The organism is Methylococcus capsulatus str. Texas = ATCC 19069 (assembly GCF_000424685.1).
In the GTDB taxonomy this organism is placed as follows: Bacteria; Pseudomonadota; Gammaproteobacteria; order Methylococcales; family Methylococcaceae; genus Methylococcus; species Methylococcus capsulatus.
On record NZ_AUKJ01000006.1, the window covers coordinates 1 to 15208 of the forward strand.

Below are 15208 nucleotides of genomic sequence, written 5' to 3' on the forward strand. Positions count from 1 at the left end.
CAGGGCTGTTCAATGCTGAAAAATTGATGTAAGAAGTCAAGATTTTCAAAGAGGTTCCCGTTGTCCGCCCTGAAACAGGGCCTGCTGGCCATTCCGGATCATCGCCGTGCCCAGGGGCGGCTGTTCGACCTGCCCCATATGCTGCTGTTCAGCATCTTGGCGATCATGAGCGGCGCGACGTCCTACCGGCGCATTCATCAGTTCCTGCACACCCATCAGGCGGCTTTGAACGCGGCCTTCGGTTGCCGGTGGCGCCGCACGCCGGCTTACAGTTCGATCCGCTATGCCTTGCAGGGCTTGGACGTGCAAGCCCTGGCGCCGCATTTTCGCGCCCATGCCGCGCGCTTGGCCGAAGGGGCGGCGGTGATCGCGCTCGACGGCAAGACCTTGCGCGGCAGCCTGGACCGTTTCGAGGACCGCAAGGCCGCCCAGGTGCTCAGCGCCTTCGCCACCGAAGAGCGGATCGTGCTGGGCCAGACCCTGATCGAGGAGGCGGACAAGGACCATGAAATCCAGGCGGCCCAGCGCCTCATCGAAACCTTGGGGCTGAGCGGGCGGCTCTATACGCTCAATGCCCTCCACCTTCAAAAAAACGGTTGAAACCGTGCTCGCCACCGGCAATCACCTCCTGGTGCAGCTCAAAGGCAATCATCCCAAGCTGCTGGCCGCGGTGCGGACGCTATGCCAGAGCCAACCTCACGCCGAACAGCACTACACCGTCGACCTGGGCCGGCGCAACCGCATCGAACAGCGCACCGTGCGCCTGTGGCCGCTCCCGCCGGGCAGCGGCACCGACCCCTGGCATGACCACTCCCAGACCGTGATCGAGGGGCAGCGCCAGATCGAAGTTTTCAATCCCTACCACCGCCGCTTCGAGCCCCGCCAGGAATCCCCTGCTTATTACTTGGCGACCTGCACCGCCTCGGCGGCCACTTTAGCTCAGGTCATCCGCGGCCATTGGGCCATCGAAAACCGCCTTCATCATGTGCTCGATGTCTCCCTCGGCGAGGACTCCAGCCGCATCCGCCGAAATCCCGGCGTCTTTGCCCTGCTGCGCCACTTCGCCTTGAACCTCTTGCGACATAATGGACAAGCCAACATCCGCTCCGCCCTTTACGACAACGCCATCTGCCTCCACCGGCTCTTGGCCTATGACGGTATTTAGCGTTGAACAACCCTGGGGCTCGTACACTGCCAACCTCCTCGGCAACATCCGAAGCCACTTGGCCGGGCTGCAGGGCTACGACGTGATGGCGCTGGAGCTCATCCAGAATGCGGATGACGCGAAAGCAGAGGAGGTCGTATTCGACATCACGGACGACGGCTTGCTTGTGCGCAACAGCGGCCAGTTCACCTATTGCGGAGATCTGAACAAGCCGTGCGCCTTTCTCTCCAAGGGCAACTACAAGTGCGATTACCACCGCATCACGGATGTCGGCAGCGGCGGAAAATTGTCGCGCGGCGAGAATATCGGCCGCTTTGGCATCGGCTTCGTATCCACCTATCAGGTGACGGACCATCCCGAGATCCGTTCTTCCGGCATCAAGCTGACGCTTTACCCCGAGCGGGGGCAATGGTTCATCGAGGCATTCGAAGAGCCAGATGGGACGACTTTCTTTCTACCCTGGGCGAGTAATCCCAACACTGAGGCGCGGCTCGCGCTTGGAATCTCCCACGTCAGCCCCACCCACATCGATCAGCTAGCCGAGGATTTCCAAACGGTTCTTCGCAAGAGCCTGCTGTTTCTTCGCCACGTTCGGAAGGCTGAGATACGGCGAAATGGCCAACTCCTGCTGGCCTGCGATCTGGACAGAAGCGAAGGCTCGGAACTCATAGTCAGTTTCAGGCCCAGCGGTGCCGTTGAGCAATGGCACATTCTTCGTGCCGACGCAGTGGAGGCGGCCCAGCGCCTTTACGCGATACACCCTCGGCTGGAAACGCTTCATCGAAGCACCAATATCAGCATTGGTCTGCGAATTGATCCCGAACCACTGACAGAGGGGCTGCTCTACGCGTTCTTGCCCACCGAACAGTCCACCGGGCTTCCTCTGCACCTCAACGCGGACTTTTTCCCCGAGTCTGATCGCAAAGCGGTGATCTTCGCCGGACATCAACACGAGCAGGCGTGGAATGAGATGCTCATCGACGCCGCCGCCGCCGAGCTGGCCAGGGACCCCGAAGGACTGCTGCAAATGCTCGGTCCCGTCCAGTTGTGGCAGATCCTCGGTCGGGCCTACGACCTCACCTTCAAGCCGGCGGGACACCCCGCTTGCTTCAAGCGGTTCTGGGAGCGCCTGAAGGTCACTGCGACACAAGCACGGATTGCGGAGGCACAGGACGGCAGCCTTCAGCAACCTAGTGGCGTGTTTATTCCTCGCACTAACCTGAATGAACATCAGGCAAAGGCATTGCTTGAGGTGGGCGGCAGACTCGTTGCCGAGGAACTGCGACCATTTCAAACGGCGATGAACCAGTTAGGCGCGCCGATTCTGACGCTTGAACGGCTCGTTGTGCTGATGGAATCAGCAATGGCAAAACAGGTGGCGGGAGCAACGGAAGTCGACCAGGAAAGACTGGAACATTTTCACCGCCCGCTCTGGAGCATCATCAACGACCTTATTCCAGATGCGGGAGCGAGCAACCCCAGCACGAATCCAGCGGTGCAACGACTGTTGGAGTTGCCCTTTGTCGTCACCGAGGCTCTTTTCGCGGTAACGATCAACCAGTCCCACACGGTACCTAAAGGTCTGGATGCAGGCCGTATTACGGCATTGCTGCCGAAACTCGCGATTGCTTCCAGCCTGCTCGCAGGATTTCCGAAAATCACCCGACTGATAAAGCAACTCAGTCTTGGCGCGGTGGTGTCTCACATCGGTGAGATGTGCAAATCCGAACCGATCGAGGATGTCATACCTGTTACCCCAAAGGAGCTGCGCGATCTCTACTCACTATTTGCTGATCTGGACCACCAAGGCGACGTAGAAAAGACGGTTTATCAGCAACTGCGCGGCCTGCCTATATGGCAATCAAGCCGCGGGCTCGTCGAAGCCACCCAAGCGTTTCTGCCGGGTAACTTCACTGATCCCACCGGCCATGCCGATTTGCTGGACGTCTCTGTCCTGACGGAATCGGCCAGAGATTTCCTGACGAGCAAACTGGGTGTGCAGACGCAGACGATCGAGGCTTTTGTACAGACCGTGTTGCCGACGTTTTTTGATAACGACGGTCCGCTGGATGCAAGCAAGTACACGCGGCTCATCAGCGAGCTCGCCAATCACCCGACGCTCGTAAACGACGATGACATACGTCGGTTGCTGGGATCGCTTCCGATCGTGCCTACGCAGGATGGAGGCTGGTCGCGCCCGGTCAATACGTACCGCCGCACTGACGACCTTGTGAAGGTTCTCGGAGACGCGCTCCACCTCTGGCTGGATGCTAGCCGCATTCCGAATGCGCCATCAGTGCATACGTTCATCGACAGCCTGGGCATCCTACGGTCACCGACTGCCAGACACCTGGTCGATCGGATGCTGTCCATCGCCGAGAAGTATATGCCGACAGAGGACGCAAAGCGTGCGAGCAGCGAGGCGTTCTATGTTCTCTGCGACAACTACGAAGAATGGAAAGAGAAAAAGTCTTTTCAGGATGCCATTGCGGGTCTTCGACAGGCCGCCTGTTTTCCCGCAGATGGCGATTCCGAAGAGTGGCACACAACAGATTCTCTCTATGCGCCTTACCGTGCCGACGCATTCCAATCTCAAGCCAACATCCTTGACTTCCGAAACACGGCACGACTGAAAACCGAGTTGTTGGAGGAGCTTGGTGTTTCCATCAACCCGGAGACCCAGCTCGTCATCGCCCATCTAAAGCACTGCGTCACGACGGGCGTGCAGCCCCACGTCTCGACGTATCAGGTGTTGAACGAGCGCGCTCAACGATCAGACCCGCTCATTGCAACTCTCGCTGGCTCGCGATGCATTTATGTCGAAAGCCAAAAGACATTCGTTCGTCCGAACCAGCTGTACTGGGTGCCACAGCAACTTGGGCGCTATGCGTACACCATTCCGGGCAACTACGAGTCGTTTAAACCGCTTTTTGATGCAATTGGAGTGAAGAGTGCGCCAGACGGTCGGGATTTCGTCGACATCCTGCTTGATATCGTTGGCGAATACTTCGAGCAGTCCAAGCCACTGACAGGTTCAGACCGCGCGGTCTATGAGGTCTGCCTAGCCAATGTTGCTACCGCCCATGAACATGAGGAGCTGACACCATCTGACCTGCAACGACTGCAAGAGGCACCAACCATCTTGAACCTACAGGGCCGGCTCACTCATCCGGACGAGGTCCTGCTCCAGGATAGCGAGTGGCATGCCGGATTCTTCGGCGGAGAACTCGACCAAGCCTTGTGCAAGCCCGTCCCTGAACTTTGGCCATTCGTGGAAGAAGTCGGTGTCAGACGGCTGAGTGAGAGTGCGCAGGTTGCACTTGAATTCGTCGATGGCCCGCAGGTCGACGAAACCCAGCTCGCCGAAAAGCTGATGGACAGGATGGACATCCTCGCCCGTTTGCTTCATGACAAACCAACAACTGTTAGAAAGAAGATTCGGAGCGCTCTTTCGACACTGACAGCCGTCAGCCACGACGTTGTTCGCATTCAAGCGTCTGTCCACGTTGGAGGGGATCAGGCATTCGCGCCTCCAACGCCGGCGCAGGCGTTCTACGACATCGAGAATGGGCGCTTGATTCTCGCCCGCCCGGTGGGCGATCGGAGTTGGGCACACGTCCTCAATGCGTTGTTCCACCAACTGATGCCAGAGGAGTCAGGCAGCGAAATCTCAAAGCTGACGCTAAGCGTTCGTCCTCTCATGGGGATGGCGGTGGAAGAAGCACATCGCGAATTGAGTGATGCCGGTATTCCCTACCTAGATGCAGAGCCTGGGAACGGGAACCCGGAAGACCTGACGTCGCCGGACCTCGATGAGATGGGCGGAACCGCGGAGCCAGACAACCACGAGGAAACCGGGGCAGCATCTACCTCCGTTGATGATTCTGGCGAACAGGCCGACGGCGCTCCTGGGGTCCCTCATGGAAAGCGGCAACGTGATATGTCAGAGCCCTCAACGGGAGGAGAGCCAGCAGAGCAACCTGGGCGTGAGGCGGAATCTGGCGGCCCACGCCGTGGTGTTACCGGCCGCGATGGCTCGGAAACTGGCGGCGGCAGCAACAAGGGCTCCGGTGCAGGCGAGCGACGCGCGAAGAAGCCACGCCCCAAGCACAAGGAACAATGGGACCGACGCCTGCTTTCCTATGTTCGGCAAAGGCAAGAGGAGTCTTCGGACGCTGGCAGTCAGGACGAGCCCTCCGAGCACAACTTGGCGGTCGAGGTTGGGGCTCGCGAGGCGGTATGCGCCTACGAAAAGGAGCGCGGTCGCGTGCCGGAACAGATGGCGCAAACCCACCCTGGATACGACATCATCAGCCGCAATCCCCTTACTGGCGAAGACCGGTTTATCGAAGTGAAGGGCGTCGATGGAGAGTGGAACCAAACCGGTGTCGGTCTATCCCGGCTCCAGTTCAGCAATGCTCAAGACTACGGAGATCGCTACTGGTTGTACGTCGTCGAATTCGTTTCCGACCCCGAGCACATTCGCGTCCATCCCATTCGAAGCCCGGCAACCCAAGTTACTGCCTTCATGTTCGACGGCAACTGGCGGGACGCGGTAACAGAGGAGCGAGCAGACCCTTCCGCACGATTCATCCCCGGCGCACGGATACAGCATCAGGACATGGGGTGTGGAGAAATTCGAGATGTGGTCACTCGTGGCAACACCAAGCTGCTTACGATCCTGTTTGATGGTAAGTCGCAGGCGACCCCCCATGTGACTTTGAACTTGCACCGCATGCGTATTCTGGAAGATCCCGATGACGACAATGATTCCTGAGCTTTCTGAAGCGCAGCTCAATGAGCTGCCATCACAGGCCGAGGCGAAGGTGTATCGGGCTCTGAGGGACAAACTACCGCAGGATTACGTCGTCTTTTTTCAGGTCGGGTGGATACTGCGACGAGAGGAAGAGCAAGCGAGGGATGGGGAAACCGACTTCCTAGTTTGCCATCCCGAACACGGCTATCTCTGCATTGAAGTAAAAGGCGGCGGCGTCGGATTTGATGCGAGCACGGGTAATTGGTTTTCTGTAGACCGCCATCAGCAGAAGCACCCCATCAACAACCCGATTAGCCAGGCGCTAAAGGCAAAGTACTCGATTCGCTCAAAGCTGAACGAGCACCCACGGTGGCGCGACCTTGGTCTCGGGAATGTGCTTCGAGGCCACACAGTCTTCTTTCCCGACGTGGGTGACACTAATGTACTGAGTCGACCGGACATGCCCGGAGCCTTGATTGGCTCTGCCAGGTCTCTTCAAGATCCGAAGTCGTGGATCGATGGGGTCTTTGCCTACTGGGGCAACGACGCCGGAAGCTTTACACCGATAGGACGCCGTGGAATCGACGTAGTCCGCGAAGTGTTTGCGAGATCCTTTGTCGTCGCTCCGCTGGTCGCGTCGCGGCTTGCCGATCAGGAGGCACGCAGACTGGTGCTCACGAAAGACCAGATGCGAGTTCTTGACTTCCTGCGCTCACATCGAAGAGCCGCAGTCAGCGGTGGTGCGGGTACAGGCAAGACCGTTTTGGCGCTTGAAAAGGCCCGCCGCCTCGCCTCAGAGGGTTTCAAGACATTGCTCACTTGCTACAACAGGCAGTTGGCCGATCACTTGTCGAGTACGTGTGCTGGTACGAGCAACCTGGACGTAATGAGCTTCCATCAGCTTTGCTATCGACAGGTCGAAAAGGCCAATCACGTCTCGGGCCGAAATCTTGTTGCAGAGGCGAAGGTGACGTACCCCGGCAAGGATCTCTACGACGTACAGCTGCCCAACGCATTTGCGTATTCTCTGGAGGTCCTTCCCGATCGTTATGACGCAATCGTTTGTGACGAGGGGCAGGATTTCCATGAAGAGTTCTGGGTCCCGCTTGAGCTCCTGCTGTCGGACTATGAAAGCGCGCCGCTATACGTCTTCTACGATGACAACCAGAATATTTACGCGCGCGCTGGCACCTTCCCGATACGCGAAGAGCCGTTCACGCTGACAAACAACTGCAGGAACACCGCGCCGATTCATGTGGCTGCGTACAAGCACTACAAGGGGGTACCGGTCAGCCCTCCTGATATCGAAGGGGACGAAGTGCTGTTCGAAGCGTCGCCCGGGCGTGATGCCCAGGCTGCAAAGATCAATGCGCGGATCGTTGACCTCGTCGCTCGCCAAGGTGTTTCCGCAGGAGATATCACGGTATTGATTGCCGATGCGCTGCGTAAGGCCGATTACTACGCGGCTTTAAGGCGACTGCCCCTACCGAAGCCGGCGACCTGGTTGGAGGAAGGCATCCGCGCCAACGACACCGTCCTGATCGACACGATTCAGCGCTTCAAAGGACTCGAGTCTCCGATTGTGATTCTTTGGGGTCTGGACACCATCGATTTGACGCGTAGCGAGGAGCTGCTCTATGTCGGCATGAGCAGGGCAAAATCGCTCCTGATCGTTGTCGGGACAGCCGCAACTTGCGCGGCCTTCCGAGGAGAACCGGAAAATTGAATACCCATCTTTTTGAGCCGCGGTTTCAAGTTCCAAGTGCAACGGAATTGATGATGGTAGACCAATACGCTTGGAAGTCTAATGAGCCCTCTGGTAGGAATAGCTCGGCGGGGGACTTCCAGGCCAAGGACTTGCGGGGTTTAGCGTTGTGGAAAAAGGCAATGGCATCAAGCTGTTCCTGGGGTAGACACTCAGGTCCATGCCCTTGGGCAAGTCGCGTCGCAGCAACCCATTGGTGTTCTCGTTGATGCCGCGTTCCCGCGGACTGTAGGGATGGGCAAAGAAGACTTTGATGCCGGTGCTCTGGGTCAGCCCCTGGTGGTGCGCCATCCCCTTGCCGTTGTCGTAGGTCATAGTCAAGTCCAATATTTGCTGTAAATCTGCTCCGAGCCGGTTGATGACGATTGGGTTTCAGCCCGGGAGGGCAACGACGTTGTTGCCCTCCCGGGCGGCGGCGCAGGCGGCCGCCCATTCGTGATACTCCTGCATGTCCAGATACTTCGATTCCAGCCAGCTCTCATTCTGTTCGGCCAGCAGGGCACCGATCAGCACGGTGCGCATCAGGACGCGGTCTTCCTGCCGGCTCTGGATGAACAGGGCATCGGCCAGCACGAACGGGTACTCGCTTTCCAGCCGCCGTTCGTTGAAAGAATTGCGGGGGGACACTCTTACGGTGTCCGCTTGACGGGAAGGCTTACAACCGGACCGAAGAATGTCGTCACATTTCAACACGTCTTGACCAATTGTATTTACATGAATAATATCAATTACCGACAGACACACCAAATAGCACAATGTCGACATCCCGACCGTATCAAAGCCCGTTGCGCGAAGCCCAATCGGCCATGACGCGTGAACGCATCCTGATGGCAGCGAAGGATTACCTGAAAAAAAATGACATCGAGAGACTGACTTTGCGACGCGTTGCCGAACTTTCCGGCGTGTCGCCGCCGACGGTCTACGCCCACTTTCCGACCATGGACGACCTGATCGCGGCTTTTTTTCAGTGGCTGAAACCTCGATTGGGGCTGGATCAACCCTTACCCTCCCTCAGAGAACTGGCGACCCTGCCTGACCGCCTATTCCCGCGTTACGAGGAGTACGGCCCTCTCCTGAGAAATCTCATGAACAAGCCTTCCTGGGACCGTCAGCGTCTGGCCGACCGGGACCGCCGACATGGCGGGTGGCTGGGTGCGATCAGTGCTGAGCTCCCCGATCACACGCCCGAACAGCTCCGCAGGGGCGGCCTTGTCGTCGCCGCCTTCTGGACACCCACGCTGTGGCGCTGGCTGAGGGATACCTGCGGTTTCACGCCCGAGGAGACACGCCTGGTCGCCGGGTGGGCGATCCGCGTACTGATAGATGCCTTGAAGAAGGACCCGTCCAGCCTGGACGGGTCGCCCTCGAACACACTTCCATCCCCCGATCCGGACGACGAGTTCAAGCCATGATTCACCATGTCTCCCTCCCCGCGCGCGATCCCCTCCACGTCGCCGGGATTCTGGCCGAAATGCTTGGTGGGCGGGCTTTCCGCTTTCCCGGCCCCTTGGCTGACGCAGCGATGGCCGTCAGCGGCGACCCCCACGGTACGATGATCGAGGTCTATCCCGACACGGTAATCATGATGCCGGGTGAAGGTGACGCGCCCGTCAGCTACGCCCAGAGTCCGGCGGACCGCCAATTCGTGCCGTTTCACGTCATGCTGTCGACGCCTCTTGAGCACGCCGAAATCGAGGCAATCGGCATTCGAGCCGGTTGGCGCACCAAGCTGTTCGGCCGCGCCGCGCCGGGCCTGCCACCGGCATTCAACGTCATCGAAGTCTGGGTCGAAAACCGCACTCTGATCGAGGTCGTTCCCGGCAGTATGATCGGAGTCTATGAAGACTACATGCAGCTCGAGCGCTTGGACGCGCTAGGTCTCGCTCTCTAACCCACTCAAGCCAACGTCGGAGTCAATCATGAACCGCGAGATTTTGGTGGTCGGTGCAGGACCGACCGGGTTGTCGCTTGCCATCACCCTTCGCCGCTATGGCGTCCCCGTGCGCCTTGTCGAGCGCAAACCAGAACCTGCCGGTGTGTCCAAGGCGCTGGCGGTCTGGAGCGCGAGCATGGAAGTACTGGAAGGCATGGGGGTCATGGACGCACTGCTCGCCGAAGGCGCGAGACTGCATTCACTGCGCATCGGCAGCGGTCCCCGCGAACTTGCGGCAATGGCCATCGGCGACGGTATCGATAGCCCCTATCCCTTTCCTCTGTTGCTGTCGCAGGCCCGCACCGAACGGATTCTGGCCGCCAAGCTCGCTGAGCTGGGCGTTGAAATCGAGCGCGGCGTCGAGCTGACACAGCTTTCCCAGGATCAGGAAGGCGTCACCGCCGAGCTAAAACATCCCAATGGCCGGGTGGAAATCCAGCGTACCCCTTATCTTGCGGGCTGCGACGGCGCCCGCAGCACCGTGCGCCAAGCTCTCGGCATCGAGTTCCAGGGCTATACGGAACCTCAGACCTATCTGCTCGGCGACGTCCTGATCGACGGTGCCGGGCTAGACCACAACAGCATCTATCTCTGGTGGCACAACGGCGGCACCGTCGCACTGTTCCCCTTTGAGGAAGCGACCTGGCGTGTTTTCGCCGTGCGAAAGCCTGGAGCGGGCGACGAGGCGACGACGATCGCCGAATTGCAAGAGCACATAGACCGCCATGGCCCGGGTGGCTTGCGCCTGCACGATGCAAGCTGGCTATCGGCGTTCCGCATCAACGAGCGCCTCGCCGAGCGCTATCGCGCCGGACGGTGCTTTCTCGTCGGCGATGCCGCACACATCCACAGTCCCGCCGGCGGGCAGGGCATGAATACGGGCATTCAGGATGCCGTCAATCTCGGCTGGAAACTCGCCTATGCAGCGAATGGCATCGGCAATGCCGATCTTCTGCTTGACAGCTACGAGGCCGAACGCCGGCCGATCGCCCGCAGTGTGGTCAAGGCGGCAGCACGGAAACTTCATCTGGCATTCGGAGGCGGCAGGCTCGACACCATACTCAGAGACGTGGCTGTCACCGTCTTCGGCAACATGTCCGCCGTGCAAAAAATGCTGCAGGTTGAATTGTCGGAAACCGAGATCGTCTATCGCGAAGGCCCGCTGGTCGCCCTAGGATTGCCGCAGCGCAAGCCCAGGCGCACCGGCGTCGGCGCGCGGGCACGAGACGCCGCCCTGGCGGATCCCCCGCGCCGGCTATGGTCACTGCTTTCGGAACCTCATCACAGTCTCTTGCTTTTCGAGGATTCGCGCCATCCGATCCCCGTCGACGGCATCATGGAAGGAACCGGCGATCGGCTAAGGATCGTTCGCCTCGACGAACGATCCGATCCCCGCGGCGCAGCACGCGACCGGTTTCATCTCGATGGTTCTGGATGGGTTCTCGTCCGTCCCGATCAAGTCATCGCCGCGCGAGGGACAGGCAGCCGTCTCGACGGTCTCGAGCCCTACTTCGACCAGGTGTTGCGGAGTCCCCGATAAATCTGTGGCCGTCTCTGTATTCAACACGGTCGTTTTCCAAGCGGCAACATGACAGGCGCGACATCGGCAATGTGACTCGACCGATGGCGCCCCCGACGTCTCGCGGGAGAAGCCGGTGATAGAACCGATGACGTTACTGGCGCCTGGTGTAGCGATCAATGGATTTCTTTGGTCGACAAAAACCCGCCGGGCCATATTGCTCATGGGCGCCCCGGGGCTTCATCAGGAGCTCGATTGGCGGAAGCGGTGAGATTCGAACTCACGAACGGTTTCCCGTTGCCGGTTTTCAAGACCGGTGCCTTCAACCACTCGGCCACGCTTCCGTGAAAGACGAGAATCGGAGTTTGCGGGTCCAGCCGCCAGCCCCATCAGGCGGCGTAGGATACCCGATGCAGGGGCCACATGCTAGCGGGACCACAGGCAGTTGCCGGAGCTCGCCTTGGCGATGGCCTCCAGGCGAGCGGCGTGGGCTTCGGCCTCCTCGGGCGTGCTGCGGATGACCCGCAGCCGCGGGCGGGCGGTGTCGACCGACCGAGGCGCGGCTTGCTCCCGTTCGACGGAATTTGCCCCGAGCGGCCCGGGCTGAGCATGAACGGAGCCAGCAGAGGGGTTCACCACAAACCGTTCGAACCCTCCATCGGACCCGCGAGCCCCCCCGGACTCGGCATCGGCCTCCAGCAGCATGGTGATCTGTCCGCCGGTCATCGCCAGGTAGACGTCGGCGAGGATTTCTGCGTCGAGCAAGGCACCGTGCAGTTCCCGGCGGCTGTTGTCGACATTGTAGCGTTTGCACAGGGCATCCAGGCTGTTGCGCTGGCCCGGGTGGTTCTTGCGCGCCATCGCCAGGGTGTCGCAGATGCCGCAATAGTCCGCGATCCGACCCCGGTTTTCGCCCAGGAGCGAGAGTTCGTGGTCGAGGAAGCCGACGTCGAAAGCTGCGTTATGGATGATGAGTTCGGCGCCGCTGATGAAGTTCAGGAAATCGTCCGCGATGTTCCTGAACACCGGCATACCGGCCAGGAACTCATTGGTCAGGCCGTGTACTTCGATCGCGCCGGCATCGATTTCCCGTTCGGGGTTGATATAGACGTGGAAGCGGTTCTGGGTGATCCGCCGGTCGAGCAGCTCCACGCAGCCGATTTCGATGATACGGTGGCCGGCTTTGGGATCGAGGCCGGTGGTTTCGGTGTCCAGTACGATTTGGCGCATGGTCTACCCTTCAGGCCGGTATTTTGTCGGATTGCAGCAGTTCGTCGATACCGCGGTTGGCGAGGCGGTCCGCCGCTTCGTTTTCGGGATGGCCGGAATGACCCTTGATCCAGCCCCAGCTCACCTGGTGGCGCTGCTCCGCCTGGATCAGACGCTGCCATAGATCGATGTTCTTGACCGGGGAGCGCCCTGCGGTTTTCCAGCCACGCTTCTCCCACTGGGCGACCCATTCGGTGATGCCTTTCTTCACATACTGCGAGTCGGTGACGATTTTAACCTTGCAGGGTCGGCTGAGGGTCTCCAGTGCCCGGATGGCGGCCATCAGTTCCATACGATTGTTGGTGGTCTCGCGCTCGCCGCCGTAAATCTCGCGGGTCTTGCTGCCATAGCGCAGCAGCACGCCCCAGCCGCCGGGTCCGGGATTGCCGCGACAGGCGCCATCGGTATAGGCGTATACGGTCGGTTCGGTTTCGCTCATTCCCCTGGACTCGACTTACGATGAGCCTCGGCCTTGCCGCCGGAGCACCAGTAAAGATAGAAAGGGATGCCCAGCAGCAGGAAAACCAGGCCGATGGCGGTTTCTGAGGGATTCTGGAAGATCATGCCGAGGCAGAACAAACCGGCCACCGCAAAGAAAATCAGCGGGACCCACGGATATCCCGCCACACGGTAAGGCCGAACCACCTCCGGCGAGGTGCGCCTTAGTACGATGACGGCGAGCGCGGTGATGCCATAAAACGCCCAGAGCCCGAACACTGCATAGTTGAACAGCCGGTCGAAACCGGCACGGTCCTGCCCGAACAGCAGAATCAGGAAACTCGCGAACGACGCCTGGACGATCAGGGCATTGACCGGCGTCCGGTGGACCGGATGGAGGCGCGCCAGCGGGCTGAAGAACAGCCCGTCCCGCGCCATCGCGTAAGACACCCGGGCGCCCGACAGGATCGAGCCGTTGAGCGCCGCCAGGGTCGATACGACGGCGGCGGCGGTGATCGCGGCGCCCCCGAAGTCACCGAACACCAGCTGCGCCACGTCCTGCGCCACCCGCTCCGAGCGTTTCAAGGCTTCCGGCGGTAGGGCATAGAAATAGGCCAAATTGGCCAGCAGATAAACCCCCATCACGCCCAGCAAGCCCAACAGGAACACCTTCGGGATGGTGCGATCGGGGTCGCGGATTTCCGAGCCCACCAGGGTCAGGTTGTTCCAGCCGTCGTAGGCCCAAAGCACTGCGGCCAGTGCGGCGGCGAAAGCACCCCAGCCGGTGGTCCATGCAGGGTGTTCCGGAGCCTGCCGGAAATGGTCCCAGGAACCCCTGCCGGCGCCGAGCACCAGCACGGCCAAAGCCACAATGGCCGCGACCTTCAGTACGGTCAGGAAACTCTGCACCGCCCCGCCGCGGCCGACACCGAAACAGTTGATCAGGGAGAACGATGCAACCGCCGTCATCGCGACGAATTGGAGGCCCGTCACGCCACATCCGACTTCGCCCCAGGACAGATGCAGCCATTCCCGCTGCAAGCCGTCGACGAAAAACCCGAGGAACAGGGCGAAGCCGGTCGCGATGGTGGCGATGGAACCGGTCTTGCCGATGACGACCTGCTGCCAGCCGAACAGAAAGCCCCACAACGGGCCATAGGCGCGGCGGAGAAAGGCGTACTCGCCCCCTGCTTCGGGGAAGGCGGCGCCCAATTCGGCGTAGCTGAGCGCCCCGCCCAGCGACAACAAGCCACCCAACACCCAGACGAAAAATGTCCAGCCCACCGAGTCGAGTTCGCGGACGATGGTCGAGGGCACCAGGAATATGGCAGTACCGATCACGGAACCCGCCATGATCGCGCCCGCGCTGGTCCAGCCCAGGACACGCCTGAGCTCCTGCGGCCCTCTGTCTGGCGACGGCATGACTTCTAATTCACCTGAAACGAGCAAGAGAAGAGCCCATGGCGGGGTGCCGGATGGTCACAACCGGTTTTCCAGCACCAGAAACCATGGACGCTGGCGGGTGGGGACGAGCATGCCGTCCTTGTTCAGCGCGACCGTGCTGCGCGAAACCGAGTTACGAACGTTGCCCCCGATCGCTTCCACGCTTCCACTGTTGCGTTGCACCACGATGTCGCAGTGCAGTTTGGTATCTTCCAGCATGTAGGTTTCCAGCGGCCGGGTCACGCTGGGCAGCCCATAGCGCTCCCGGCTGGCGCAGATGAGGTCGCCCGGCCGGGGACTGTATTCCTTGATCGCATGAGGAACGAAGGAGGAATATGGCCCGTCGGACTTGCGGATGATCTGGCTCAGATAGACCCAATGGGCGCTGGCCGGGGGGAACTGGCTTTCCGGCACGCCTGCCATTTCCATCACCCAACTCACGAAGGCGGCCGACCAGGGCTGGGAACAATTGAGCCCGGACAACCCCGGCTTGTTCACCGCCTGCCAGTAGCGGCTGATGCGCTGGATATGGGGTGCGTCTTCGTCCTCCCAGTAGCCCACATGCGGAATGCTTTCCTCCCCGCCGTCGTAGACGACACGCTGGGAACCGAAGAATTCCCACTCGGCGTTGGCAAGCGCCAGTATCCGGCGCTTGATCGCCGACAGGGTCGGTTCCCTCGCGGCGGGCTTTTCGGCCGACGCCACCGGCCCAGCAGCGGGCTCGGGCTGAGTCGGTGCCTTCTTCGCGCCACTGCAACCGGCGAGGGCGATGCACAACGCCAAAACGCCGAGGTCCCACCGCCCGGTACGCCACCGACGATATCCCTGATTCAAGCGATTCATCCCGATGTTACAACAAGGTTTCCCGATGGACCCGCTTTTTCCAGACCGGCCCCTAAGTCACCGCTTCGCGCCGTTTC

At 60.3% G+C, this 15208-nt stretch carries 11 protein-coding genes, 1 tRNA gene and 1 pseudogene; 6 read left to right on the plus strand and 7 right to left on the minus strand.

The features are described 5' to 3' along the window. Positions 1-90: 90 nt before the first annotated feature. The 3 genes and pseudogenes from H156_RS17415 to H156_RS0101215 form a co-directional block, all read left to right on the plus strand. Positions 91-1162: pseudogene (locus H156_RS17415) on the plus strand (ISAs1 family transposase); the annotation flags it as partial. Continuing rightward, the gene (locus H156_RS0101210) at positions 1152-5942 is read left to right on the plus strand and encodes a protein NO VEIN domain-containing protein (RefSeq protein ID WP_017364129.1); all 4791 of its coding nucleotides are present in this window, start codon (positions 1152-1154) and stop codon (positions 5940-5942) included. The pseudogene H156_RS17415 and the gene H156_RS0101210, both read left to right, overlap by 11 nt. Further along, entirely contained in the window at positions 5923-7647 is a 1725-nt protein-coding gene (locus H156_RS0101215; RefSeq protein ID WP_026045775.1) for a DEAD/DEAH box helicase, read from the plus strand. The genes H156_RS0101210 and H156_RS0101215 overlap by 20 nt, the downstream gene beginning before the upstream one ends. Before the next feature lie 78 nt (positions 7648-7725). Here H156_RS0101215 and H156_RS16900 read toward each other — a convergent pair whose 3' ends face one another. Both H156_RS16900 and H156_RS0101225 read right to left on the minus strand, forming a co-directional pair. Next, positions 7726-8052, minus strand: a complete 327-nt coding sequence (locus H156_RS16900; protein ID WP_155897557.1) for an IS30 family transposase — start codon at positions 8050-8052, stop codon at positions 7726-7728. Positions 8053-8058: 6 nt separating this feature from the next. Further along, complete coding sequence (locus H156_RS0101225) at positions 8059-8313, minus strand: transposase (RefSeq protein ID WP_026597557.1); 255 nt, start codon at positions 8311-8313, stop codon at positions 8059-8061. Between the two features lie 179 nt (positions 8314-8492). Here H156_RS0101225 and H156_RS0101230 point away from each other — a divergent pair, with 179 nt between their 5' ends. Genes H156_RS0101230 through H156_RS0101240 form a run of 3 tightly spaced genes read left to right on the plus strand, consistent with a single transcriptional unit; the run spans position 8493 to position 11159 of the window. After that, on the plus strand, positions 8493-9098 hold the full coding sequence (locus H156_RS0101230) for a TetR/AcrR family transcriptional regulator (RefSeq protein WP_017364872.1): 606 nt from the start codon (positions 8493-8495) through the stop codon (positions 9096-9098). Further along, on the plus strand, positions 9095-9577 hold the full coding sequence (locus tag H156_RS0101235; RefSeq protein WP_017364873.1) for a hypothetical protein: 483 nt from the start codon (positions 9095-9097) through the stop codon (positions 9575-9577). Before H156_RS0101230 ends, H156_RS0101235 begins: the two co-directional genes overlap by 4 nt. A gap of 28 nt (positions 9578-9605) precedes the next feature. Continuing rightward, positions 9606-11159: an FAD-dependent oxidoreductase gene (locus H156_RS0101240; protein ID WP_017364874.1), complete on the plus strand. Its 1554-nt coding sequence runs from the start codon at positions 9606-9608 to the stop codon at positions 11157-11159. A 235-nt stretch (positions 11160-11394) separates the two neighbouring features. On the opposite strand, the gene H156_RS0101245 is transcribed toward H156_RS0101240, so the two are convergent. The 5 genes from H156_RS0101245 to H156_RS0101265 all read right to left on the minus strand — a co-directional run bounded on the left by H156_RS0101245 (position 11395) and on the right by H156_RS0101265 (position 15131). Further along, positions 11395-11482: transfer RNA gene (locus tag H156_RS0101245), tRNA-Ser, on the minus strand. A gap of 82 nt (positions 11483-11564) precedes the next feature. Beyond that, positions 11565-12368, minus strand: a complete 804-nt coding sequence (gene dnaQ, locus H156_RS0101250; RefSeq protein WP_010960058.1) for a DNA polymerase III subunit epsilon — start codon at positions 12366-12368, stop codon at positions 11565-11567. Between the two features lie 10 nt (positions 12369-12378). Further along, positions 12379-12846, minus strand: a complete 468-nt coding sequence (gene rnhA / locus H156_RS0101255) for a ribonuclease HI (RefSeq protein WP_010960057.1) — start codon at positions 12844-12846, stop codon at positions 12379-12381. Then, on the minus strand, positions 12843-14267 hold the full coding sequence (locus H156_RS0101260; RefSeq protein WP_017364875.1) for an APC family permease: 1425 nt from the start codon (positions 14265-14267) through the stop codon (positions 12843-12845). Before H156_RS0101260 ends, rnhA begins: the two co-directional genes overlap by 4 nt. Positions 14268-14324: 57 nt before the next feature. After that, entirely contained in the window at positions 14325-15131 is an 807-nt protein-coding gene (locus H156_RS0101265; RefSeq protein ID WP_026045881.1) for a DUF2272 domain-containing protein, read from the minus strand. Positions 15132-15208: the final 77 nt, after the last annotated feature.

What these genes read in the sequence shown, in the direction of transcription:
- H156_RS0101265 (WP_026045881.1), bottom strand. Translation starts at nt 15,131, where the DNA reads ATGAATCGCTTGAATCAGGGATATCGTCGGTGGCGTACCGGGCGGTGG.
- rnhA (WP_010960057.1), bottom strand. Translation starts at nt 12,846, where the DNA reads ATGAGCGAAACCGAACCGACCGTATACGCCTATACCGATGGCGCCTGT.
- H156_RS0101215 (WP_026045775.1), top strand. Translation starts at nt 5,923, where the DNA reads ATGACGACAATGATTCCTGAGCTTTCTGAAGCGCAGCTCAATGAGCTG.
- H156_RS0101230 (WP_017364872.1), top strand. Translation starts at nt 8,493, where the DNA reads ATGACGCGTGAACGCATCCTGATGGCAGCGAAGGATTACCTGAAAAAA.
- H156_RS0101240 (WP_017364874.1), top strand. Translation starts at nt 9,606, where the DNA reads ATGAACCGCGAGATTTTGGTGGTCGGTGCAGGACCGACCGGGTTGTCG.
- dnaQ (WP_010960058.1), bottom strand. Translation starts at nt 12,368, where the DNA reads ATGCGCCAAATCGTACTGGACACCGAAACCACCGGCCTCGATCCCAAA.
- H156_RS0101260 (WP_017364875.1), bottom strand. Translation starts at nt 14,267, where the DNA reads ATGCCGTCGCCAGACAGAGGGCCGCAGGAGCTCAGGCGTGTCCTGGGC.
- H156_RS0101235 (WP_017364873.1), top strand. Translation starts at nt 9,095, where the DNA reads ATGATTCACCATGTCTCCCTCCCCGCGCGCGATCCCCTCCACGTCGCC.
- H156_RS0101210 (WP_017364129.1), top strand. Translation starts at nt 1,152, where the DNA reads ATGACGGTATTTAGCGTTGAACAACCCTGGGGCTCGTACACTGCCAAC.